Raw genomic sequence first — 23727 nt, forward strand, 5'->3', positions numbered from 1 at the left:
GGCGCAACAACGAAAGTGTCACGAACTCGTTGACATCGTTGTCAGCGCGGTTACAGACTCCGCCCCAATCGCTGCCCCCGATCCCGGGGCCAGCCCCACCTGCAGCAGGAGCCCGCGTGACCGCCAGCCACCCCGCCCCGTCGCATGTCCTGTCCCGCGTCGCGCCCTCGTTCCTGGCCGCGGACGTCGGTGGCACCCATGTGCGCGTGGCCCGGGTCCAGGCCAGCGGTGACACCGCCCATCCGGTGCAGGTGCTGGAATACCGCAAGTACCGCAACGCCGACCATGCCGGCCTCAGCGCGATCCTGTCCGACTTCCTCGGCGAAGGCCCGCGGCCCACGCATTGTGTGGTCGCCAGCGCCGGCTACGCCCGCGAGGACGGCACGGTGATCACCGCCAACCTGCCGTGGCCGCTGTCGGCACGCCAGGTGGAGGCCGATGTCGGCCTGCAGCGGGTCTACATCGTCAATGACTTCGAAGCGGTGGCCTATGCCGCCGCGCAGGTGGACGCCAGTGGCGTGCTGCACCTGTGCGGGCCGGACACCGCTGCGCGTGGCCCGACCCTGGTGGTCGGTCCCGGCACCGGCCTCGGCGCCGCGCTATGGATCCCCACTGCGCACGGCCCGGTGGTGCTGCCGACGGAAGCCGGCCAGCCGACCCTGGCCGCAAGCACCGAACTGGAAATGGCCATCGTCCGCCACATGCAGCGCGACCGCGCGCACGTGTCGATCGAGCATGCGATCTCCGGCCCGGGCCTGATGAACCTGTACCGCGCGGTGTGCGCGCTGCAGGGGCAGGCACCGACGCTGGCCAGCCCCGATGCGGTCACCGCCGCCGCCATGGCCGACACCGATGCGCACGCGCGCCAGGCGCTGGATGTGTTCTGCGGCCTGCTCGGCAGCACCATCGGCGACATGGCCCTGTTCTATGGTGCCCACGGTGGCGTCTACCTGGCCGGCGGCATCCTGCCGCAGATCCGCGAATACCTGCACGCCAGCACCTTCGTCGAACGCTACCTGCAGAAGGGGCCGATGGGCGAAGCACTGGCACGCATCCCGGTGAAGGTCGTCGAACACGGCCAGCTGGGCGTGGTCGGTGCTGCCAGCTGGTACCTGCAGCAGCAGTCGGCCGCCTGACACCGCAACAGGCTTCAACGCAATCGCAGCACGCAGTACGTGGCACGCCAACGCACGGGACTTCGCCGCCGCCCCGCGCATGTCATCGCAACCGTTATCGAACACCGCCGCCGGCATCCAATCGAGTGATGAGGAGAGACATCATGAATACCCGCAAGACCCTGCTTTCGGCCGCCATCGTCAGCTGCATCGCCTTCAGTGCGCACGCGCAGCAGGCTGCCCCGACCGCCACCGACCTGGACACCGTGACCGTTACCGGCATCCGTGGTTCGATGGAAAAATCGCTGGACACCAAGCGCGAAGCCAATGCGCGCGTGGAAGTGGTCACCGCCGAGGACGTGGGCAAGCTGCCGGCGCACAACGTCGCCGACACCCTGCAGCGCCTGCCGGGCGTCAACATCAGCTCGTCCAGCGCCGATGAAGGCGGTTTCGACGAAGCCGACCGTGTCAGCCTGCGCGGCACCAGCCCGAGCCTGACCCAGACCCTGATCAACGGCCACACCGTCGGTTCGGCCGACTGGTTCGTGCTCAGCCAGGGCAACAACGTCGGCCGCAGCGTCAGCTACTCGCTGCTGCCGTCCGAACTGGTCAGCTCGGTGGAAGTGAACAAGTCCTCGCAGGCCAAGCTGCAGGACGGCGGCACCACCGGTACCGTCAACATCATCACCCGCAAGCCACTGGAATTCTCCAAGCCGTTCACCGCGGAAGGCTCGATCGGCCTGGTGCGCTCGGACCAGGCCAAGTCGAACGACCCGCAATATTCGGCGCTGTTCAACTACAAGAACGACGAAGGCACCTTCGGCGTGATGGTGCAGGGCTTCAGCCAGAAGCGCGAACTGCGCCGTGAAGCGCAGGAAATCCCGGGTGGCTTCTTCAAGATCGGCGCAAACGATCCGGTCGCCAAGACCAATCCGGACCTGATCGGCGTCAACGTTCCGGGCCTGCTGGGTTCGACCCTGTTCGAACAGACCCGCGAGCGCAAGGGCGGCCTGGTCTCGCTGCAGTTCAAGCCGAGCGACAGCCTCACCCTCGGCCTCAATGGTTTCAGCTCCGAGCTTAAGGCGAACAACTACAACCGCAACTTCATGATGTTCGGCAACAGCTTCGCCAAGTCGCAGGCGCCGGATCCGGGCTATGTGGTCAAGGACGGCGTGCTGACCAACGCCAACTACAAGGGCGTGCCCGGCACCGACTATGCGGTGTACGACATGATCTACCGCGAGTCGAAGGCCAAGTCGAGCTATGTCACCTTCGATGCCGACTGGCAGATCAGCGACAGCCTGACCGCCAAGTTCCAGGCCGGCAGCACCAAGGGTACCGGCGAGACGCCGCGCCAGTACATCGCCGAGGTCACCCTGGCCAACGGCGGCGGCGCCAGCTGGGCTACCCACGGCAATGGCTCGCCGATCGACTGGAACGTCGGCGGCGACATCTCGCCCAACGGCGTGACCAGCTTCGGCACCTGGGGCAACCAGCAGGTCACCGCTGAAGACAAGGAGAAGTGGGCCACGCTCGATTTCAACCAGTACTTCAACGATGGCGGCGTGCTGAGCTCGATCGACTTCGGCCTGCGTTTCGCCGACCACAAGCGCGAAGCGCTGTCGCCGGAAGGTGCAACCCCGGGTGACATCTGGAGCGCGCTGAAGAACGGTGCGACGGCCAACTATCCCAGCGGCTTTGCCGGTGACATCGGCGGCACCTTCCCGCGCAACCTCTGGTACTTCACCCCGGGCGCGCTGAAGGACGCGGTGACCAACAACTCCACCTGGCTGGCCGGCAATGATGGCCCGACCGGTCGCCACAACTATGGCGCCGAGTGGAAGGTGAAGGAAAAGAACTTCGCCGGCTACGTGCAGGCCAACTTCCGCGGCGACTGGTGGAGCGGCAACGTCGGCCTGCGCTACGTCAACATCAAGCAGGACATCGACACCTACAACGCCGTCAGCAAGGCCGCCGATGCCGATGTCAGCAGCCTGTTCGGCATGTGGGAGCGCCTGGCCTTCCAGAACAAGCGCAACCGCGTATTGCCCAGCGCCAACATCAAGTTCGACCTGGACGACTCGCTGGTGCTGCGCGTCGCCGCCTCGCAGACCCAGACCCTGCCGGACTACTCGGCACTGGGTGCCTCCTCGTACGGTTCGGACCTGAACCGCACCGGCGGCGGTGGCAATCCGAACCTCAAGCCGACCCTGTCGACCAACCTGGACGCCAACCTGGAGTGGTACTTCATGCCGCGCGGCCTGCTGTCGGTGGGCGCGTACCACATGGACCTGAAGGACTACATCGCCTTCGACGTGGTCTCGCGCCAGCTGTACAGCGAACTGACCAACCAGCTTGAGACCTACCAGATCTCCACCCCGATCAATGCCGACGGCAAGGTCACCGGCGTGGAAGTGGCCTACGAACAGCCGATCGGCGAGTACTTCGGCGTCAATGCCAATTACACCTACGCCAACGGCACCACCTCGCACACCTGGTCGGACGGCTCGCACAACCTGCTGGGCACCTCGAAGAACACCTACAACGTGGGTGCCTACTTCGAGAACGAGCGCTTTGGCGCCCGCGTCAGCTATACCCGCCGTTCCTCGTTCCTGATCAGCCTGTCGGGCACCAATCCGTACTACCAGGATGACTTCGGCACGCTGTCGGCGTCGCTGAGCTACAAGGCCACCGACTGGCTGAGCATCACCCTGGATGGCCTGAACCTCAACAACCCGACCTACAAGTACTACCAGACCGCGGCCATCCCGACCTCGTTCTACAGCAACGGTCGCCAGTACTACCTCAACTTCCGCTTCAAGTACTGATCCAGCGGCGGCAACATCGCCGAGTCGTGCACGCACGCCGGGCCTGGGTCATTCCGGGCCCGGCGTTTTTCATGTATAGCGTTCATCGCACCGTTCCAAGGAGTCGTACCGATGGTCAAGCCTTCCCGCGCCCGGATGCGCAGCGCAGTGCTGCTGGGCAGCCTGCTCGCCCTGTTGCCGGCACTGCCGGCACTTGCCGCCGACCCCATGCCGGCCGCTGAGGCACCCGGCCCGCAGCTGCGTGCCGGCAGCCTGATGCTGATTCCCGCCCCCAGCAATGTGCAGCCTGGCCAGGGCAGCGGCATCACCGTGCGCGCCGATACCGTGCTGCAGGCCGAAGGCGAGGCCGCACAGCGCGTCGCCAGCCAGTTCGCCGACCTGCTGGCGCGCAGTGGCGGCCCGCGCCTGGGGCTGGCCAAGGGCAAGGCGGCGGCCAGGACCGGTGGCATCCGCTTCCAGATCGTGCCCACCTTCCGCGACAGCGGCGAGGGCTACACGCTGGAAAGCACCGCACAGGGCGTAGTGGTACAGGCCGGCAACGAAACCGGCCTGTTCTACGGCGCAACCACCCTCGCCCAGCTCGCCACCGGCGGCAGCAACGGCGTGCTGCCAGCGGTGCAGATCCAGGACGCGCCACGCTTCAGCTGGCGCGGTTTCATGCTCGACTCGGCGCGGCATTTCCAGAGCCTGGACGAGATCAAGCGCGTGCTCGACGCAATGGCCGCGCACAAGCTCAACACCTTCCATTGGCACCTGACCGATGACCAGGGTTGGCGCATGGAGATCAAGCGCTATCCGAAGCTGACCGGAGTGGGCAGCTGCCGCCTGCCGGCCGGCGACGGTGGCACCGATCCGGGCACTGGCAAGGAGCATCCGTATTGCGGCTTCTACACGCAGGACCAGATCCGCGAAGTGATTGCCTATGCCGCGAAGCTGCATATCCAGGTGATTCCGGAAATCGATGTGCCGGGGCACGCGACCGCGGCGATTGCCGCGTACCCGGAACTGGGTTCGATCAATACCCCGCTGAAGCCGCTCAGCGAATGGGGCGTGTTCCCGAACCTGTTCAACGTGGAAGACAGTACTGTCACCTTCCTCGAGAACGTACTGGAGGAAGTGATCGAACTGTTCCCGGCCAAGTACGTGCACGTCGGCGGCGACGAGGCGGTCAAGGACCAGTGGGAAGCCTCCAGGCAGGTCCAGCAGCGCATGCGTGCGCTGGGCATCAAGGATGAAATGGCCATGCAGAGCCACATCATCAAGCGCCTGGAGACCTTCCTGGAGGAGCACGACCGGCGCCTGATCGGCTGGGATGAAATCCTCGAAGGCGGGCTGCCGCCGCAGGCCACGGTGATGTCCTGGCAGGGCACCGAAGGTGGCCTGGCCGCGGCCAGTGCTGGCCATGACGTGGTCATGTCGCCCGTGGGCTACCTCTATCTGGATTACCTGCAGACGGCCTCGCCGAACGAACCGCCGGGCCGCCCGGCCCAGGTCAACCTCGGCAAGCTGTACAACTTCGAGCCCGTGCCGGCCGAGCTGGCCGCTGACAAGCGCGGGCACATCCTCGGCCTGCAGGCCAACATGTTCACCGAACACACGCGCACCTATGCGCGCCTGCAGCACAACCTGTTCCCGCGCCTGGCCGCGGTGGCCGAGACCGGCTGGAGCAGGCCGGAGCATCGCGACTTCCGCGATTTCCTCGCGCGCCTGCCCGCGCAGCTGCAACGCTACCGCGCCTGGGGCCTGGCCTACGCGCAGACCCCGTTCGAAGTGGGCGTGGACTACACCGACAACCGCGCCGCCAACACGGTGACCGTGTCGCTGGCCAACCCGCTGGGCTATGAGGTGCGCTACAGCACCGATGGCCAGCCGGTGACGGCGCAGTCGCCGCTGTACCAGCAGCCGCTGACCAGTACGCTGCCGACCACGGTGCAGGCCGCCGCGTTCTACCAGGGCCAGATGCTGGCGGCGAAGCCGACGGTCGCGGACTTCAGTGCGCAATCGCTGCTCAGCCGCCGCAGTGACGAACTGCTCAGCTGCGTAGGCAAGAAGGGGCTGGTGCTGCGCCTGGAAGACGATGGCCCGCGCGAGGGAAACCGCGCAGTGTTCAACGTGGACATCTTCCAGCCATGCTGGCGCTGGCCACAGGCACAGCTGGACGGCATCGGCAGCGTGGAAGTCCGCGCGGGGCGTATTCCGTACTACTTCCAGCTGGCCCACGACGAGCCCAAGCGTCGCTTCGAGAAGGCCAAGCGTGCGCATGGCGAGATGCTGGTGCGTCGCGGCGACTGCAGCGGCAAGGTGCTGGCCGAAGTGCCGCTGCCGGCCACGCCGGATGCCGATGGCTTCGTGACGCTGCGTGCGACGCTGCCGAAGGGCTCCCAGGGCACCGGTGACCTGTGCATCAACTTCACCGGCGACACGCGCCCGGCGATGTGGGTGCTGGATGAGGTCACGCTGGGGAAGTGACCCCAAGCCTGTCCTGGCGCAATCGATCCACGCATGGCGTGGATCTACTGTAGAGCCGAGCCCATGCTCGGCTGCCTTTGGGAGGAAGCCGAGCATGGGCTCGGCTCTACAGGAACTTTACCCGCGCCAGCGCAGCAGCAGATCGCGCAGCGGGGTCAGTGCCGTAGCCAGGCCGGCCAGCACGCCGATCGTGTTGGCCAGCGCGTCCATCGGATCGGCCATGCGGTCATCGGTCAATGCCCCCTGCGCGAACTCGATGCCGATCCCCATCAGCACCAGGCCCACGCCCACCCACAGCAGCGGACGTCCGCGCCGGAACAGCTGTACCGCGCTGCCAGCCAGGATGAAATAGGCGAGGAAGTGCTCACCCTTGTCGCCGTTTTCCGGCAACGGAATCGGTGGCGGTGGGATCAGGCAGACCACGATCACCAGCAACACCGCGCTGAACCACAGTGCGGTCCACAGCCGCGGCCGCCGCAGCGGCTTGATCAGCGGCAGCGCATCGCTCACAGGCGCCAGCTCAGGTCACCCAGCTCGAAGGCGGGCTCGAAGTCGACGCCGCGCTGCAGGCCGATCGCCTGGAAGCGCTCCCCCATCTCGGTCGGCAGGGTCAGCTTCTTCACCTGGTCGCGCAGCTGGATACGGCCGACTTCATCGGTGCGCTCCTCGGCCAGCGACAGCACCTGGTCCAGGCCGTTGCCGAGCAGGAAGCTGGCCTGGCTGCAGTAGCCCGCCAGCTCGAAACCGCCGTGCATGCCGGCCTCGGCCATCGCGGTGAAATCCACCGACGCGGTGATGTCCTGCAGCCCCGGCCAGCGGTGCACGTCGTTGTGCACGTGGTGGCGGTAGAACGCGCGTACGGTGCCCTCATCGCGGTCGTGCTGGTAGAACTCGCCACGGTTGTAACCGTAGTCGATGAACAGCATCGCACCGCGCTGCAGGCCGCCCGCCACCGCCTGCAACCAGTACGGCAGCTGCGGCAGCACCTCGGAACGGTAGCCCTCGGCGAAGGGGCGCTCCAGGTAGCGCTCGATGTGGCGCACCGCACCGTTGAGCAGGATGTCGGCCGGCTGCGCACCACGGATGAAGTTGCCTTCGGCGTCCAGTTCCACGGTTTCCTCGTAGACCTCGCCATCCCGGATCAGGAAGCGCGGCGTCGGCAGCGCGTCGATCACTTCGTTGGCAAACACCACGCCCTCCCAGTCCTCTTCGAACGGGCGATCGACCCAGTCCACGCGTGCGGCCAGCTCGGCCGGCAGGTTCTGCTGCAGCCGTTGCTGCTGGCGCTCGCGCAGGTCGGCGCTGGGTTCGAGGATGGCGTAGCGCGACGGCAGCGCGTCCAGCTCGGCCAGGCGCAGCAGCACCGCTTCGGCGAAGGCGCCGGTACCACCGCCCAGTTCCAGCATCCGCGCCTGCGTACCCAGCTGGGCGAACACCGGCGCCAGCGCGTTGGCCACGCTGCCGGCGAACAGGCTGCCGAGCTCGGGCGCGGTGGTGAAGTCGCCACTGCCGCCGAATTTGCTGGCGCCGGCGCTGTAATAGCCCCAGCCGGGGGTGTACAGGCACAGCTCCATGAAGCGGGAGAACGGCATTGCCCCGCCCTGCGCAAGGATTTCGGCGCGCAGGGCAGCGGCCAGCTGGTCGCTGTGGGCCAGGGCATCGGCTTCGGGCAGGGGGAAGGTGGGCTGCATGGCGTCTTCGAATGCGGTGACAATGGTGCACAGGATAGCCGAGCCTTGGAGGACCCTCGATGAGCGATACCCACCCCGTGGTCCTGATCACCGGCAGCGCGCGCCGGATCGGTGCGGCCATCGCCCGCCAGTTCCACGCCTGTGGCTGGTCGGTGGTGCTGCACGCCAACACCTCCAGCGCCGAGCTGCAGCAGGCTGCGTTCGATTTCGACAACGTGCGCCCGGGCAGCGTGCTGGCCCTGCAGGCCGACCTGCGTGACGCCGACGCCCTGGCCGATCTGGTCGAACAGGCCGTCACCCACTTCGGCCGCCTGGACGCGCTGGTCAACAACGCCTCCAACTTCTTCCCCACCCCGCTCGGCCAGGTCACCGCCGAGGCGATGGACGCGCTGTATGCGGTCAATGCACGTGCGCCGCTGCTGCTGTCACAGGCGGCGGCGCCCTACCTGCGCCGCCAGCAGGGCTGCATCGTCAACCTCACCGACCTGCACGGCACCGACCCGATGCGTGACCACATCGCCTACACCATGGCCAAGGCCGCGCTGGAGATGGCAACGCGCGCGCTGGCGCTGGAGCTGGCGCCAAAGGTGCGGGTCAATGCAGTAGCGCCGGGTGCGATCCTGTGGCCGGAACAGGGCAAGGATGATTTCGCCCGCGAAGCGCTGCTGGCACGCACGCCTTTGGCGCGGATCGGCACCGTCGAGGAGATCGCCGAGGCGGTGTACTGGCTGGTGGCCGAGGCCAGCTTCGTCACCGGCCACACCCTGCGCGTGGACGGCGGGCGTACGGTCAGCTGAAAGGTTGCCGGGGTCCACAACGGGGTCAGATCCCTTTTCCCGGCGGGAAAAGGGATCTGACCCCGTCACTCCAGATCCACCACCTCGAACGCCTCGCCAAACTGCGGGTGCGCGCGCCACAGCGTGGCCAGGTCCTGGCCGCTGACCGGGTCGATGAAGCCCGGCGCGATGTCGGCCAGCGGCTTCAGCACGAACGCGTGCTTCAGCTCCGGCCGCGGGATGCGCAGGTGCCCCGGGCCTTCCAGCACCAGGTCGCCATAGAACACCACGTCGATGTCCAGGGTCCGGTCGGAGAAGCGCGGCCCGCTGCGGTCGCGACCGTGCGCGTCTTCCAGCGCGTGCAGCCAGTCGTCCAGCTCCTGCAGCGGCAGATCGGTCTCGATCGCCACCGCATTGTTGAGGAAGGCCGGGCCATCGAAGCCGACCGCGGCGGTACGGTAGGCCGGCGATACCTGCAGCGCGCCGAAGCGCTCGCGCAGGGCCGCCACCGCGGCGTGGAGGTAGCGGCGGGGCTGGACATTGCTGCCCAGGCTCAGGAGCACGGTCGTCATGCGGTTCAGGTGGCAGCAATGGGGGCGTGGACATGCCGTCGTCACGGCGGCCTGCCTACAATCCGGGATGCACATGATAGGGCACCGACATGACCTATTGCGTTGGAATCGAGGTGGACGAGGGCCTGGTCTTCGCTGCCGACACCCGGACCAATGCCTCGCTGGACGATGTGCGCGTGCATCGCAAGCTGCACGTGTTCGAGTATCCCGGCCAGGCAGCCTACGTGCTGATGGCGGCTGGCAACCTGGCCACCACCCAGCTGCTGGTGTCGCGTCTGGGCCGCGACGCCGCAGAGCGGCGCGTGCCCAACCTGCGCGACATGCCCCACCTGTTCGAAGCCGCCGAGTACGTCGGCCAGCTGCTGGTGGACAGCCAGGTGCACACCAACCACAGCGAACATGGCCACGATGGGGTCAATACCCAGGCCACGCTGATCTTCGGCGGGCAGATCGCCGGCGAGCGCCCCGGGCTGTACATGATCTATCCGCTCGGCAACGCCATCGCCGCCTCGCCGGAGACGCCCTACCTGCAGATCGGTGAATCCAAGTACGGCAAGCCGATCCTCGACCGCATCCTCAGCCCGGCCACGCGCCTGGAGGATGCCGCACGCACGGCGATCGTCTCGTTGGACTCCACCATCCGTTCCAACCTGTCGGTGGGCCTGCCGATCGACCTGGCGCTGCTGCGCGACGGCGAACTGCGCATCGGCCAGCAGCTGCGGCTGGGTGCGGATTCCACGCTGTATGCGGACATCCACCAGAACTGGTCGCGGCGGCTGGAACAGGCAGTGGACGCCCTGCCGCGCTTCCCCTGGGAACCTACCGAACGGTAGTGCCGGCCGCTGGCCGGCAACCGCGTTGATCCCACCACACAGGGATGCCGGCCAGCGGCCGGCACTACCGCGACATCAGCCCAGCGCTTCGGACACCGCGCGGAACACCTGCTGCATCTGCAGCGGCTTGCGCAGCACGTGCACCTGCACGCCAGCGGGAAATGCATCGGCCGCCACCTCCACCGCTGCGTCTTCCAGCACCAGCGCCGGGCCGCGATAGCCCAGCGTGGCCATCTCGCCCAGCAGCTGGCTGGCCGGCAACAACTTCGAGCCGGCGTCGGCAATCACCAGCGCCGGCATTGCCTCCTGCTGCATCCAGCGCAGCGCCGCCGGGCCATCGGAGGCCAGCTGCAGCTGATATCCCTGGCTTGACAGCGCATTGCCGAGCAACGACAGGCGCGTGGCCTCGCCATCGACCACCAGGATCGACTGGCCACTGCCCAGGGCCACCAGCTGCTCGATCGGCTCACTACCGTCGCTGGCTTCGTGCATCGGCAAGTGCAGTTCGAAGCAGGTGCCCTGCCCCGGCTGGCTGCTGACATGGATGCTGCCGCCGGCACCTTCGACGATGCGCTTGCAGGAAATCAGGCCCAGGCCGGTGCCGTCGGCCTTGGTGGTGAAGAACGGATTGAACAGGTGCGACAGCGTGTCTGCATCCATGCCGATGCCTTCATCGGCCACGCAGATCCGCATCCAGTCCACGCCATCGCGCTGGCCGGCATGGCTGGCGATCAGGCTCAGGCGACCGCCGTTGGGCATCGCCTGGATCGCGTTGAGCGCCAGGTTCAACATCACCTGCTGCAGCTCGGTGTAGTTGGCATCGACCACCAGGCCTTCGTCCTGCACCTGCAGTTCCAGGCGCACGGCATCGGGCACGTTGCTGCGCAACAGCAGTGCAACCGCATCGAACAGGCCATCGATCTCGATGCGCTCGCTCGGCTTGCGCGAACCGCGCACGAACGACAGCATCGATTCGGCCATCTCATGGCCACGGCGACCGCACTCGGCGATGACATCGGCCAGGTGGTGCAGCTGCGGATCCTCGGTGCGCGCCTTCAGCAGGTCCGGCATGATCAGCAATGGCTGCAGGATGTTGCGCAGGTCATGGCTGAGGCCGGCAGCAAGCAGCGACAGGCTTTCCAGGCGCTGCGCGCGCATCAGCTCGGTTTCCACCCGTGCACGCTCCACCGCGCTGCGTGCATCGCGGATCGCACGCGCCACCGCCGACGGCAGGCGCGCCGGCAGATGCTTGATGATGTAGTCATTGGCGCCCTTCTGCAGCGCCGCCACCGCGTTCTCCTCACCCATCGTGCCGGAGACGAAGATGAAGGGCACGTCCGGCGAGGTCTCGCGCACGATGCGCAGCGCGTCATCACCGGAGAACCCCGGCATGCTCAGGTCGGACAGCACGATGTCCGGCTGGAACGCAGCCAGTGCCTGGCGCAGTTCCGCCTCGCTCTCGACACGCTCGAAGCGGGCGTCCAGGCCCGCGTCGAGCATCTGTTCGGACATCAGCTCGGCATCCTCTGGTGAGTCTTCCACCAGCAGGATGCGCAGCGCCCCCAGGGCGGGACCGGTCAGGGGCATGGGCTCACTCGAGTTCCGGTGCCTGGTTGATCAACGCCCAGAACTTGCCCAGGGTCTGCACCGCGCCGAAGAACTGGTCCACGTCCACCGGCTTGACCACGTAGGCGTTCACGCCCATGTCCCAGCTGCGGGCCAGATCGCTTTCCTCGCGCGAGGACGACAGGATCACCACCGGCAGGCGCTTGAGTTCTTCGTGCTCGCGGATCTGCCGAAGCACTTCCAGGCCATCCATGCGCGGCATCTTGATGTCCAGCAGCAGCACCGCCGGCAGGCCTTCCTCGCGATTGGCGAAGGCGCCGCGGCGCAGCAGGTAGTCCATCACTTCCACGCCGTCTTCGACGTGCACGATGGGATTGGCCAGACGCGCCTCTTCCAGGGCATCGATCGCCATTTCGGCATCCGCCGGGCTGTCTTCGGCGAGAAGAATGGTGCGCAGAGTGGTCATGCAGAAGGCCCTTGTTTGTCCGCGTCGATCGCGGGAGGCAGGTAGAAGTGGAAGGTGGCGCCGACGTCCGGTTCGGCCTCGGCCCAGATACGGCCGCCATGGCGGGTCAGCACGCGGCGCACGCTGGCCAGGCCGATGCCGGTACCCGGGTAGTCGCTGGCCTTGTGCAGGCGCTGGAATACACCAAACAGCTTGCCGGCGTAGGCCATGTCAAAGCCTGCACCATTGTCGCTGACCGTGAACTGATGGCCGCCATCGGGCTGCGGCTGGTAGTCCACGCGGATCCTCGCCGGCTCGCGGTTGCCCGAGTACTTCACCGCGTTGCCGAGCAGGTTCAGCCAGACCTGGCGGATCATGTTCTCGTCGCCCACCACGATCGGCAGCGGCGCGATGCTCCACTCCACGTGGTGCGCATGGCCGCTGTTCTCGGCCTCGGCCTGCAGGTTGGCATCGAGCATGGCGCGGGTATCGGCCACCAGCGACTGCATGTCCACCGCCTGCTGGCGCATCGCCGCGCGGCCCAGCCGCGAATAGACCAGCAGGTCGTCGATCAGCGCCGCCATGCGCCGGGCCGAACTGGAGATCACCTCCAGGTAATGCCGGCTCTTGTCATCGGCGGCGTCGCCGAGGTGGCGCGACAGCTTGTCGGAGAATCCGGCCACGTGGCGAAGCGGCGCACGCAGGTCATGCGAAACCGAGTAGCTGAAGGCTTCCAGCTCGCGGTTGACCTCGGACACCTGCGCGACCTTGCCCTCCAGCTGGCGGTTCAGCTCTTCCACGCGCAGCTGCACTGCGCGCTGCATGGTGACGTCGCTGATGGTCAGCAGCACCACTTCGTCATCGGTGTCGGGCAGCGGCATGCGCCGTGCGTTGAGCAGCATGTAGCGCACCATGCCATCGGCGGTACGCTGCTCATGCTCGAAGTCCCAGAGTTCGCGGCCACGCGACAGCACATCGGCCAGGCGCTGGCGCACCACCGGATCCCGCCAGGCGCCGTCGCCGATGTTTTCCAGCAGCAGGCCATCGGCGCGCTCGTCCTGCAGGTCATACAGTTCGGCGAACGCCGGGTTGTGCAGCTGCACGCGCAGGTCGCGGTCGAGCAGCACGATCGGTTCGCGCACGGTCTGCAGCACCGACGCCGCGCGTGCGGCCGAGCGCAGCGATTGCCGTTCCGCATGCAGGCGGCGGCCGATCTGCCGCTGCAGCAGCCACAGCACCAGGCCGAGCAGGGCCAGCTGGATCGCCAGCGAACTCCACGACACCAGTTCGGTCTGCTTGCGCTGGCGCGCGGCCTGCTGGGCGCGCAGTGCCAGCAGATTCTGCTCGCTGGCCTGCAGCTCCTCCACCAGGCCACGGATCGGATAACGCGTGCTCAGGTCCTGCACCAGCTCACGCTGGTCGGAGTTCGGTTCGGACCGGGCCAGCTCGCGGGCAAGCGCCATGCGGCCTTCGAGCATCGATTCGATCCGACCAATGCGGATCAGCTGATCGGGATTGTCGCGCGTCATCCGGCCCAGTTCGGCCAGGCGCCCGGGGATATCGTTGGCCTTGGCCATCCGCTCGCGCAGGCCGGGCGCATCCACGCCCTTGGACAGGGTCAGGGCGGCGGATTCGACGTCGCGCACATCGGCCTGCAACTGTTGCAGCGCCACACCAACGGACTGGGTGTGGTTGACCCAGGCCATCGCCTCTTCGCTGTCCTGCTGCAGTTTGCGCAGGGTCAACCACGGCACCACGATGATCGCGGCAGCCGCCAGCGCCAGGGCCGGCAACCGCCAGCGGTCCCAGATGTCGTCACTGAAAACCAGCGCCATAGTTCCTCGTCAGCACGGCCGCGGAGCGGGACCCGGGACGAGCCCGGCTGCGGCGGAACCGGCAATATAGCGCAGGCAATCACAACTCTGGAGTCCAAAGCGCGGCAGGCTGAACGGGCCCCCGCAGCCGGCCCCATACGCGAGTGGGCGCCCCCTTCGGGGCGCCCACCCTGTTCAACGGTCGGTGGATGCTCAGCGCTTGGCAGCGGCGCTGACCTTAAGCGCGGCGGCATCGACGCGGGTCACGCCCTTGATGCCCTTGGCGGTGTTGACCGCCTTGTCCTTCTCCGCCTGCGTAGCGACGGCACCGCTCAGGCTGACCACGCCGTTCACGGTTTCCACCTTGATCTCGGTGCCCGGAACGTTGCTGCTGGCCAGCAGATCGGCCTTCACCTTGGTGGTGATCCAGGTATCGGTCACCGGCTCATTGGAGTCGTGACGATCGGCATGGGTCGTCGGATGGGTGCTGGTCGGCGGGCTCTTCGCGGCCGGGTCCTTGGCGAATGCGGCCGAGGAGGACAGCGCCAGGCCCAGGGTCAGGGCGGAAGCAATCAGCGTGCGGGTGGTATTGCTCATCGTGTCGTACTCCTTCGGAATGTGCTGCCAGTCTGGACAACCCACCGTAGAGCAGGCGTGGCGTTGCGGTCATGCCGCCGTGAATCGAAACGTTTCCAATGGCAACCGTTCAGTTTTGGACGGCCAGTCCCCGTCGTTTACCCTGCCCTTCCCACTGCCGGAGCCCTGCCATGCGCCCCGACCTGCAACTGGCCCTGATCGGCTACGGCTTCGCCGGCCGCGTCTTCCATGCACCGCTGATCCAGCACAGCCCCGGGCTGGCGCTGCACAGCATCGTCAGTTCACAACGCGACACCCTGCTGCGGACGTTCAGCGATGTGCACGTGCGTGCCACGCCGCAGCAGGTATTCGATGATCCGGCCGTGGATGCCGTAGTGATCGCCACGCCGAACGAACAGCACGCGCCACTGGCCATCGCGGCACTGGCGGCAGGCAAGCATGTGCTGGTCGACAAGCCGTTCGCGCTGGATGTGGCCGAAGCGGAAACGGTGCTGGCTGCGGCACGCGATGCCGGGCGCATCGCCACCGTGTTCCAGAACCGGCGTTTCGATGCCGACTTCCTCACCCTGCAGTCGCTGCTGGCCGAAGGCAGCTTGGGCGACGTGGCCGAGTGCCACGCGCACTTCGACCGTTACCGTCCGCAGGTGCGCGACCGCTGGCGCGAACAGGACGGGCCCGGCAGTGGCCTGTGGTACGACCTCGGTCCGCACCTGCTGGACCAGATGCTGGTGCTGTTCGGCTGGCCCGAGGCAATCGATGCCGACCTGGCCGTGCAGCGCGAAGGTGGCGGCGGCATCGATTACTTCCACGCGATACTGCACTACCCACGGCATCGGGCGATCGTCCACGCCGGTTCCCTGGTGGCAGCGCAGACGCCGCACTTCAGTGTGCATGGCAGCGCCGCCAGCTGGATCAAGCACGGCCTGGACGTGCAGGAGGCGCAGCTGCGCCGCGGCGTGGCGCCGGGCGCACCAGGCTGGGGCCTCGATCCGCGGCATGGCGAGCTGGTGCGCTGCGATACCGAAGACAACGTGCAACGCAGCACCGTCGACAACCTGCCCGGCGACTATCGCCGGTTGTATGCGCAGTTCGCAGCGGCGATGCACGGCGAGGGCGAAGCCACGGTCAGCCCGGTGCAGGCGCTGCAGCTGATGCGGTTGCTGCAGGCCGGCATGGACAGCGCGCGCGAAGGGCGGCGGATCGCGTTGGGGTGATCGGCAGGGCTGCGCCCTGCACCCGCAGAAACGGTAGTGCCGGCCGCTGGCCGGCAACCTCAACAGCAACGGCAAAAAACGGCTACCCGTGAGATGGCGGACCCACCCGCCTTCGACAGTTATCCGCGCCCGACGGTAGGTGTCGACCTTGGTCGACACGTCAACGTGGAAGCGATCGGAGCAGGCTTCTGTAGAGTCGAGCCATGCTCGATTGGCTGCATGGGGTCAGAGCCCGTTCCCGCGGAAAGGGATCCGACCCCGATCTGCCTGGGGCCGGATCCCTTCGGCAACGCCGAAGGGCTCTGACGCCACCGCAGTGCTTACGACTTCTTGATGGCGTGGCCACCGAATTCATTGCGCATCGCCGACAGCAGGCGGTCGGTGAACGAATTCGATTCGCGCGAGCGCAGGCGTTCCAGCAGCGACAGCGTGATCACCGGCGCCGGCACATCCAGCGCGATGGCTTCGGCCACGGTCCAGCGGCCTTCGCCGGAATCCTCCACATACGGGGCAATGCCATCCAGCGAAGGATTGCGCTTGAGGGCTTCCGTGCTCAGGTCCAGCAGCCACGAACGCACCACGCTGCCGTGGCGCCACACCTCGGCCACCTGCGCCAGGTCCAGTTCCATCTCCTGCTTGCGCTCCATCAGCGCGAAGCCTTCGGCATAGGCCTGCATCATTCCGTACTCGATGCCGTTGTGGACCATCTTGGTGAAGTGGCCGGCACCGGACGGGCCGACGCGCCCCCAGCCACGATCTTCGGCCGGGGCCAGCGTGCGCAGCAACGGTGCGATCTGCTCCACCACCGACGCTTCGCCACCGACCATCAGGCTGTAGCCTTCCTGCAGGCCCCACACGCCACCGCTGGTGCCGCAGTCGACGTAGCCCAGATCATCCTCGGCCAGCGCCTTGGCGCGGCGGATCGAGTCCTGGTAGTTGGAGTTGCCGCCGTCGATGACGATGTCACCCTCGGCCAGGTGCGGGGTCAGCTGGCCCAGCGTCTGGTCGACGGTTTCGCCGGCCGGTACCATCAGCCACACCACGCGCGGCACCGGCAGCGCGGCCACGGCGGCGGCCAGCGAATCAACCACCTCCAGGCCGGCCTCGGCGGCGCGCTGGCGGGCGCCTTCGCCCGGGTCGTAGCCGACCACGCGGTGGCCGCCGCGATGCAGGCGCTGGGCCATGTTGGCGCCCATGCGGCCGAGGCCGATCATTGCAATATCCATTGTTTCACCTTCAGTTGGGGTCTAGGGTCAGGCTGCCTGGCCTGCCGGTAGCCGCGCAGTGGCGCAGCTGCGCCTCGCGCCAACGCCGGTAGAGCGTGGTATGCAGATTGTGCACCGCCAGGTCGATTGAAAACGGGGTTCGCGGGTTGCGATCGAGCAGGCGGGCGACGTGGTAGCCGATGGGACGTATACCGCGTGGATGCACATAGATCACGAACTGCTGGTAGAACGGATCGTCCAGCAGCTGGTCCATGCGCGCGAGCGTGTCGTGGTAGCGCGGCGCCAGCCGTGCGCGCAACTGCGGATCGCGCTCGAACAGCAGGCGCTCGAAGTAGCGCTGGCCGATGCGCGGGATGTCCTGCGCCAGTTTCCAGAGTTCGGCATTGCGCTGGTCGTACCAGGCCAGGCCGCCGTGCTGCGCCAGGGCCTGCGCAGCGCCCTCGCCCACAGTGACGACCACGAAGTTCTCGGCTTGGTTGCTCAGGTCATCCAGCGTACCGTTGTCGTACACATGTTCGATGAAGCCGGGCACACCCACGAACGCCTGCCGCCCCATCGCCGAGGTGCGCACCGCCTTGCCATCGGCGAAGAACTCGCCCGCGTGCGCGCCAAGCAGGATGCTGTCGGTGGCGTGCAGCGCGAGGAAGGTGCCGATCGACAGTTCATCCGCTGCGAACTCCGTATCGAACGCAGCATCGCCATACAGCTCGCGCTGGGTGGCCAGCTGCGCGACCTGGCGGCCGACACCGCACTCGGCGCGCACGGCACCGCTGTAGAACGCCTGCAGCGCATGGCTGTTGCCCGCACTGGGCACGAAGCCACGGCCGAAACTGCGCGTACGCTGCCAGCCCTGTGCCGGCGCGCCGCGCAGACCAAAGCCGATCCAGCCCAGTTGCGGGCCGGAGAAACGGAACGTGGCATTGCCCTGCAATGCCGAGGTCGCGCGCCGCGTGGCCGCCCCCAGCTCGAAGGCATAGGCGCAGACCGTGGCAGGGTCTTCCAGCAGCTGCTGCAGCAGTGCCTGTCGTTCGCCTGCAGGCAGATCCGCCGGCCAGCGTACGCGCAGGTCACCCGCTGCCTGTGCCGCGGCGAGCGAGGAACGCGTACACACCGGGCCCTTGTGTACCTGCGGTGCACGCAGCCCGGCATCCTCGAAGCGCCACCCCAACCGCTGCAGCAGGCCCTGCGTACAGTCCGGGGATGGCGCTGCGACGACCCACGCGGGCGCCAGCAGCAGGGCTGCAATCAGCCACCTGCCGCGCACGCTCAGCCCTGGTCCGTGACCGCCGGTGCGGGTGCGGGCTCCGGTGCTGCCGCCGGCGATGGCGACGGCTTGCCCGCCGCGGCCGGCAGGTACTGCTGCAGGCGCTGGAAGAAGCGACGATAGAACTCGGCATCGGTGACCGTGCTGCTGGCCACCTTCACCAGCGAGTCGTCGTTGCTGCCGAAGGGCAGCGATACCGAACCCAGCGCTCCCACACCGACACTGGCCGAGGTCGGGCTCTTCTTCAGCGCGTAGCGATCCTGCACTGCGCTGACGAACACCAGCGTCTGGCCGCCACGCGGGGCGCAGGAGATGCGCAGCACCAGCTGCTCATGGTCATCCTCGCGCGGCTGGAAGTTCTTGTTGCCTTCCACCTGTGCATCGTCGGAACGGGCGATGGCATAGCCCTGGCTGAGCAGCGTGCGGCGCGCCGCTTCGCAGGCTTCGCCCGGGCGCCCATCGACCGTGCGCGAGAAGGTATCGCCGGAATCGAAGGACTCGCGCAACACGGTGCTGTCGGCGGCACGGCCACCGCAGGCCGAGAGGATCAGGGCGCTGGTGAGCGCCACGGCGGCGCTGGAAAGACGGGAGGCCCGCATGGGTACTCCTGCGAGAACGGAAGCACCAAGGGTATTCCCACCCCCGTGTGCGGCGGGTCGACATACCCTCCCACGTTGCTCCCGGTTCATGCACGAAAAAGGGGACGGAGGGAATTAAGTCGTTTGTGCCACAAACGACTTAATTCCCTCCGTCCCCTTTTACGCCGAGGGGCCGGCAATGCCGGCCCCTGAGGTGTCACATGCCGTGGCCGGCTCAGTCCGCCCAGCGCCCCGCGCCGGTGGACTGCGGCAGCACCTGGGCCGACAGCGGGCGGTCATTGGCCAGCAGATTGACCGCGTCAGCGAGGATCGAGGCCGACTCGCGCAGCAGCGGGTCCGGACGCTTTTCAGCGGCCTTCTCACGGGCGGCATCCTTGACGATGTCGCGCTCGTTGCCGGTCAGGCCATCGTCGCTGCTGTCGTCGGCCAGCGGGTCCAGGGCCAGGCCCAGTTCCTTGCGCTGCACCTGGCGCTCCTTGCGCTGGGCGTCCTGGCGCTCGCGCTCGGCACGACGGGTCGCCTCGTTGAGCGAGATGTACTTCTTCGCGGCCTCGGTGCGGAACTGCTCCACGTCCTCGTTCCACCACTGGAATTCCTTGTCAGTGGCGATGCGCGCGTCGTGGCGGGTCTCCAGCTTCGGCAGCAGCGGCGCGAAGTTGCCGTACTGGGTGTGCGGCACGGCGGCGATGCGGGTCCACGGCAGGGCGTTGTCGTAGGTGCTTTCGCCGAATTCGGTGGCATCGACGCTGGCCGGGAAGGCCAGGTCCGGCACCACACCCTTGTGCTGGGTGCTGCTGCCGCTGATGCGGAAGAACTGGGCGATGGTCAGCTTGACCTGGCCGAAGCGCTGGGTCTCGCCGCTCGGCCAGCGATCGAGGTCGACGATGTTCTGCACGGTGCCCTTGCCGAAGCTGGTTTCACCGATCACCAAGCCACGGCCGTAGTCCTGGATGGCACCGGCGAAGATCTCCGAGGCCGAGGCCGAACCGCGGTTGATCAGCACCGCCAGCGGGCCATCCCACGCCACGCCCTGGTTGCGGTCGCTGTTGACGGTAACGCGGCCACCGGACTCGCGCACCTGCACCACCGGGCCCTGTTCAATGAACAGGCCGGTCAGTTCGATCGCTTCATCCAGCGAGCCGCCCCCGTTGTTGCGCAGGTCCAGCACCACGCCATCCAGCTTGTCGTTCCTGAAGCCGGCCAGCAGCTTGGCGACGTCGCGGGTGGCCGAGGCGTAGTCAGCGGCATTGCGGCGACGGCCTTCGAAGTCCTGGTAGAAGGTCGGCAGCTTGATCACGCCGATCCTGCGCGCCGGTTCGCCGTTGGCGGCCGGGATGCTCATGGTCTCGCCCTTGGCGGCCTGTTCGGCCAGGCGCACCTTCTGGCGGGTCAGGACCAGCGTGTGGTGCTTGCCGTCCACGCCCTCGGCGGCCGGGATGAATTCCAGCTTGACCTGGGTATCCTTGGCACCGCGGATCTTGGCCACGACGTCGTCGATGCGCCAGCCGATCACATCCTCGACCAGGCCGGACTTGCCCTGGCCAACGCCGACGATGCGGTCCCCCGGCTTCAGGGTGCCGTCCACTGCGGCCGGACCACCGGCGATGATCTCGCGGATCACCACCATGTCGTCCTGCCGCTGCAGCTGCGCACCGATGCCTTCCAGCGACAGCGACATCGCCTGGTTGAAGTTCTCGGCGGTGCGCGGGGTGAAGTAGTCGGTGTGCGGATCGACAGCGCTGGTGTAGGCGTTCATGAAGAACTGGAAGACGTCTTCGCCCTTCAGCTCGTTGACCGACTTCTCCAGCGTCGCGTAGCGCTTGTCCAGCGTCTTGCGGATGTCGTCCGGCTTCTTGCCGGCCAGCTTCAGGCGCAGCCAGTCGTTCTTCACCGACTTGCGCCACAGCTCATCCAGTTCGGCACTGCTGGCCGCCCACGGAACCTTCTTGCGGTCGTATTCGAAGCGCTCGTCGGTGGTGAAGTCCGGCTCCTGCTTGAGCAGCTTGCGCGCATAGGCCACGCGCTCGCCGACGCGCTGCTTGTAGACCGCGAACACCTGGAACGCCGGCTCCAGCTCGCCGCCACGGATGGCCGAAGAGATGTTGGCTTCGAACGGCGCGAAGCGCGCCACGTCGGCCTGGGTGAAGTACTGCTTGCCGCCGTCCAGGGTCTCCAGGTAGCGCTTGAACACGTCCTTGGAGGTGGCCTCGTCCAGCGCGCGCGGGCGGTAGGCGTAGCGGCTGTCGGACAACAGGCCGTACACCAGCTTGGAGGTGGTCACCTGATCGGCGGTGGCCGCCGCGGGCAATGCGGGCGAGTCGGCCTTGGCCGCCAGCGCCAGCGGCGCGACCAGCGCCAGGGCCATCAGGAATGCGGGGGCTTTGAATTTCATTGACGTGCTCGAAGGCGCCTTGCCAAGGGGGAGACTGCAGGGTGTTCAGACACCACGACAGTGCCGAAAGTTGCCGGGTTTGTCATCCGGCCGCGCTCGGTGGAAAACCAGCCTAGCCGGGCCGGTGTAGCAAATTGTGAATGCATGCAGAGCCGAGCCCATGCTCGGCTGGCCGGCAGCAAGCAGCCGAGCATGGGCTCGGCTCTACGGCAGGCAGAGGCGTGCGGACCAACGGTCCGCACCCACCTCAGGAGATGCCGGCGCCCTTGGCCTGCACGTCAGCGTGGTACGACGAGCGCACCATCGGGCCGGACGCCACGTGGCTGAAGCCCAGCGCGTAGCCGTAGTCTTCCAGCGCCTTGTAGTCCTCGGGGGTCCAGTACTTCAGTACCGGGTGGTGATGCGCGGTCGGCTGCAGGTACTGGCCGATGGTGATCATGTCCACATCGTGCGCGCGCAGGTCGCGCATCGTGGCCTTGATCTGTTCGAAGTCTTCGCCCAGGCCCAGCATGATGCCGCTCTTGGTCGGCACGTCCGGGTGCTGTGCCTTGAAGTTCTTCAGCAGGTTCAGCGACCACTGGTAGTCCGCACCCGGGCGCACGTTGCGGTACAGGTCCGGCACGGTCTCGATGTTGTGGTTGAACACATCCGGCGGGTTCTGCGCCAGGATCTCCAGCGCGCGCTCCATGCGGCCCTTGCCACGGAAGTCCGGGGTCAGCACTTCGATGCGGGTACCCGGCGACTTTTCGCGGATGGCGGTGATGCAGTCGACGAAGTGCTGGGCACCGCCGTCACGCAGGTCATCGCGGTCGACGCTGGTCACCACCACGTACTTCAGGCCCATGTCGGCCACGGTCTGGCCGAGGCTGGCCGGTTCGTTGGCATCCGGCGGCTTCGGGCGGCCATGGGCCACGTCGCAGAACGAGCAGCGGCGGGTGCAGACCTCGCCGAGGATCATGAAGGTGGCGGTGCCATGGCCGAAGCATTCGTGGATGTTCGGGCAGCTGGCTTCCTCGCACACCGTCACCAGGCGGTTCTCGCGAAGCTTGGCCTTGAGGTTCTGCACGGCGTTGCCCGAGGGAATGCGCACGCGGATCCAGGACGGCTTGCGCAGCACCGGCGCGTCGGCGAACTGCACCGGCGAACGGTTGATCTTGTCACCGCCCAGCTGCTTGACCCCGGCCTGCAACGGCGCGGCGGACGGAGAGTCGCCCTGCACGATCTGCAGGGGAATGGAACGGGCGGTGGTTTCAGTCATGGCAGTTCCGGGGGGCGGTCAGGCGGCCGCAGAAAGATCGGGCAGCTCCGGCGTGTGCTGCAGCAGCAGGCCGAACTGGCGGGCCAGGTGGTCCAGCAGCACCGGCTTGACGGCATCCAGCCCGGAGGGGCCGCCCAAGTCTACCACCGAGGTCACCTGCAACCCCTGATAGCCACAGGGGTTGATGCGGTGGAAGGGTTCCAGGTCCATGGCCACATTGAAGGCCAGGCCATGGAAGGTGCAGCCGCGGCGCACGCGGATGCCAAGCGCAGCGATCTTGGCGCCACCGACGTAGACGCCCGGGGCGCCCTCGCGGCGTTCGGCGCCGATGTTCCACTCGGCCAGGGTATCGATGAGGGCCTGCTCGATGCGGCACACGTAGTCGCGCACACCGATGCCCAGCCGCGGCAGGCGCAACAGCGGGTAGACCACGATCTGGCCGGGCCCGTGATAGGTCACCTGGCCGCCACGGTCCACGTGCAGCACGGGGATGTCACCCGGCGCCAGCACGTGCTCATCCTTGCCGGCCTGGCCCAGGGTGAACACCGGATCGTGCTCGACTACCCACAGTTCGTCGGCGTCGGCGTCGCTGCGCTGGTCGGTGAAGCGCTGCATGGCGCGCCACACCGGCTCGTACGCCTGGCGGCCGAGGTCGCGGACCACCGCCGGACGCGGCGCGCGGTCTTCCGGGGCGGCTTCGGCCGGGCAGCTGTCGGCTACAGCGTCCACTTCACTTCCGGGTGGTCGCGCAGTGCCTGGTGCGCCAGGTCGTACTGCTCGCGGCTCTCGGCCTTGAACACGATGCGCACGGACACGTACTTGCCGTTGGACGAATGCTTCCAGCTGATGCGTTCGTTCACCACATCGATGCCGGCAGCCAGCAGCAGACGGGGAAGCTCATGCTCCAGGCCGCGGTTGGCCGGGCCCATGGCGCTGAGCTCGAACTGGCCGGGGAACTGGAAGCCGTGGTCGGGGTTGTCGGACTTGATTTCCATGGCCCCATTATCGGGCCGCAGGGCAACAAACCCAAGAGTATTCATCAACGTCAAAGACAGCACTGGCGGCCTG

The 23727-nt window shown here is 67.2% G+C and carries 20 protein-coding genes; 6 read left to right on the forward strand and 14 right to left on the reverse strand.

Annotated elements, in window-relative coordinates:
* Nucleotides 1-116 precede the first annotated feature (116 nt).
* From AC5P7I_RS02905 to AC5P7I_RS02915, 3 genes are all read left to right on the forward strand, one after another.
* On the forward strand, nucleotides 117-1136 hold the full coding sequence (locus tag AC5P7I_RS02905; RefSeq protein WP_100450617.1) for a glucokinase family protein: 1020 nt from the start codon (nucleotides 117-119) through the stop codon (nucleotides 1134-1136).
* A 143-nt stretch (nucleotides 1137-1279) separates the two neighbouring features.
* Complete coding sequence (locus AC5P7I_RS02910) at nucleotides 1280-3943, forward strand: TonB-dependent receptor (RefSeq protein WP_075076091.1); 2664 nt, start codon at nucleotides 1280-1282, stop codon at nucleotides 3941-3943.
* A 111-nt stretch (nucleotides 3944-4054) separates the two neighbouring features.
* The gene (locus AC5P7I_RS02915) at nucleotides 4055-6412 is read left to right on the forward strand and encodes a beta-N-acetylhexosaminidase (RefSeq protein ID WP_197621285.1); all 2358 of its coding nucleotides are present in this window, start codon (nucleotides 4055-4057) and stop codon (nucleotides 6410-6412) included.
* Between the two features lie 117 nt (nucleotides 6413-6529).
* Here the strand turns inward: AC5P7I_RS02915 and AC5P7I_RS02920 are convergent, their stop codons facing one another.
* Together AC5P7I_RS02920 and AC5P7I_RS02925 are read right to left on the reverse strand one after the other, a co-directional pair.
* A complete protein-coding gene (locus AC5P7I_RS02920; RefSeq protein WP_032960224.1) occupies nucleotides 6530-6922 on the reverse strand; it encodes a VanZ family protein in 393 nt (130 codons plus the stop codon).
* Entirely contained in the window at nucleotides 6919-8103 is a 1185-nt protein-coding gene (locus AC5P7I_RS02925) for a class I SAM-dependent methyltransferase (RefSeq protein ID WP_014648426.1), read from the reverse strand. Before AC5P7I_RS02925 ends, AC5P7I_RS02920 begins: the two co-directional genes overlap by 4 nt.
* Nucleotides 8104-8162: 59 nt before the next feature.
* On the opposite strand from AC5P7I_RS02925, the gene AC5P7I_RS02930 reads away from it, so the two are divergent.
* Nucleotides 8163-8900, forward strand: a complete 738-nt coding sequence (locus tag AC5P7I_RS02930; RefSeq protein ID WP_014648427.1) for a pteridine reductase — start codon at nucleotides 8163-8165, stop codon at nucleotides 8898-8900.
* Nucleotides 8901-8965: 65 nt separating this feature from the next.
* Here AC5P7I_RS02930 and folK read toward each other — a convergent pair whose 3' ends face one another.
* On the reverse strand, nucleotides 8966-9451 hold the full coding sequence (folK, locus tag AC5P7I_RS02935) for a 2-amino-4-hydroxy-6-hydroxymethyldihydropteridine diphosphokinase (RefSeq protein ID WP_014648428.1): 486 nt from the start codon (nucleotides 9449-9451) through the stop codon (nucleotides 8966-8968).
* An 89-nt stretch (nucleotides 9452-9540) separates the two neighbouring features.
* Between folK and AC5P7I_RS02940 the strand changes: the two genes are divergently transcribed.
* A complete protein-coding gene (locus tag AC5P7I_RS02940) occupies nucleotides 9541-10284 on the forward strand; it encodes a proteasome-type protease (RefSeq protein WP_197621863.1) in 744 nt (247 codons plus the stop codon).
* Nucleotides 10285-10359: 75 nt separating this feature from the next.
* Here the strand turns inward: AC5P7I_RS02940 and AC5P7I_RS02945 are convergent, their stop codons facing one another.
* The 4 genes from AC5P7I_RS02945 to AC5P7I_RS02960 all read right to left on the reverse strand — a co-directional run bounded on the left by AC5P7I_RS02945 (nucleotide 10360) and on the right by AC5P7I_RS02960 (nucleotide 14706).
* On the reverse strand, nucleotides 10360-11871 hold the full coding sequence (locus tag AC5P7I_RS02945; protein ID WP_014648431.1) for an ATP-binding response regulator: 1512 nt from the start codon (nucleotides 11869-11871) through the stop codon (nucleotides 10360-10362).
* A gap of 4 nt (nucleotides 11872-11875) precedes the next feature.
* On the reverse strand, nucleotides 11876-12316 hold the full coding sequence (locus tag AC5P7I_RS02950; protein WP_005411057.1) for a response regulator: 441 nt from the start codon (nucleotides 12314-12316) through the stop codon (nucleotides 11876-11878).
* Nucleotides 12313-14130 carry a sensor histidine kinase gene (locus AC5P7I_RS02955; protein ID WP_014648432.1) on the reverse strand — a complete coding sequence of 606 codons (1818 nt, stop codon included), beginning with the start codon at nucleotides 14128-14130 and terminating at the stop codon, nucleotides 12313-12315. Before AC5P7I_RS02955 ends, AC5P7I_RS02950 begins: the two co-directional genes overlap by 4 nt.
* 192 nt (nucleotides 14131-14322) lie before the next feature.
* A complete protein-coding gene (locus tag AC5P7I_RS02960) occupies nucleotides 14323-14706 on the reverse strand; it encodes a BON domain-containing protein (protein WP_014648433.1) in 384 nt (127 codons plus the stop codon).
* A 170-nt stretch (nucleotides 14707-14876) separates the two neighbouring features.
* On the opposite strand from AC5P7I_RS02960, the gene AC5P7I_RS02965 reads away from it, so the two are divergent.
* On the forward strand, nucleotides 14877-15920 hold the full coding sequence (locus tag AC5P7I_RS02965; protein ID WP_197606161.1) for an oxidoreductase: 1044 nt from the start codon (nucleotides 14877-14879) through the stop codon (nucleotides 15918-15920).
* 320 nt (nucleotides 15921-16240) lie between these two features.
* On the opposite strand, the gene gnd is transcribed toward AC5P7I_RS02965, so the two are convergent.
* The 7 genes from gnd to AC5P7I_RS03000 all read right to left on the reverse strand — a co-directional run bounded on the left by gnd (nucleotide 16241) and on the right by AC5P7I_RS03000 (nucleotide 23654).
* Nucleotides 16241-17146 carry a phosphogluconate dehydrogenase (NAD(+)-dependent, decarboxylating) gene (gene gnd / locus AC5P7I_RS02970; protein WP_014648435.1) on the reverse strand — a complete coding sequence of 302 codons (906 nt, stop codon included), beginning with the start codon at nucleotides 17144-17146 and terminating at the stop codon, nucleotides 16241-16243.
* Between the two features lie 10 nt (nucleotides 17147-17156).
* The gene (locus AC5P7I_RS02975) at nucleotides 17157-18410 is read right to left on the reverse strand and encodes a hypothetical protein (protein WP_142235161.1); all 1254 of its coding nucleotides are present in this window, start codon (nucleotides 18408-18410) and stop codon (nucleotides 17157-17159) included.
* 2 nt (nucleotides 18411-18412) lie between these two features.
* On the reverse strand, nucleotides 18413-19009 hold the full coding sequence (locus tag AC5P7I_RS02980) for a DUF2242 domain-containing protein (RefSeq protein ID WP_032960208.1): 597 nt from the start codon (nucleotides 19007-19009) through the stop codon (nucleotides 18413-18415).
* Between the two features lie 214 nt (nucleotides 19010-19223).
* Nucleotides 19224-21401 (reverse strand): carboxy terminal-processing peptidase, encoded by a 2178-nt coding sequence (locus AC5P7I_RS02985; protein ID WP_142235160.1) that lies wholly within the window; start codon nucleotides 21399-21401, stop codon nucleotides 19224-19226.
* A gap of 247 nt (nucleotides 21402-21648) precedes the next feature.
* A complete protein-coding gene (lipA, locus tag AC5P7I_RS02990) occupies nucleotides 21649-22659 on the reverse strand; it encodes a lipoyl synthase (RefSeq protein WP_032960206.1) in 1011 nt (336 codons plus the stop codon).
* An 18-nt stretch (nucleotides 22660-22677) separates the two neighbouring features.
* Complete coding sequence (gene lipB, locus AC5P7I_RS02995; protein ID WP_014648440.1) at nucleotides 22678-23388, reverse strand: lipoyl(octanoyl) transferase LipB; 711 nt, start codon at nucleotides 23386-23388, stop codon at nucleotides 22678-22680.
* The gene (locus tag AC5P7I_RS03000) at nucleotides 23376-23654 is read right to left on the reverse strand and encodes a YbeD family protein (RefSeq protein ID WP_005411067.1); all 279 of its coding nucleotides are present in this window, start codon (nucleotides 23652-23654) and stop codon (nucleotides 23376-23378) included. Before AC5P7I_RS03000 ends, lipB begins: the two co-directional genes overlap by 13 nt.
* Between the last annotated feature and the right edge of the window lie 73 nt (nucleotides 23655-23727).

This window comes from Stenotrophomonas sp. YJH_SMC_138, assembly GCF_059369855.1.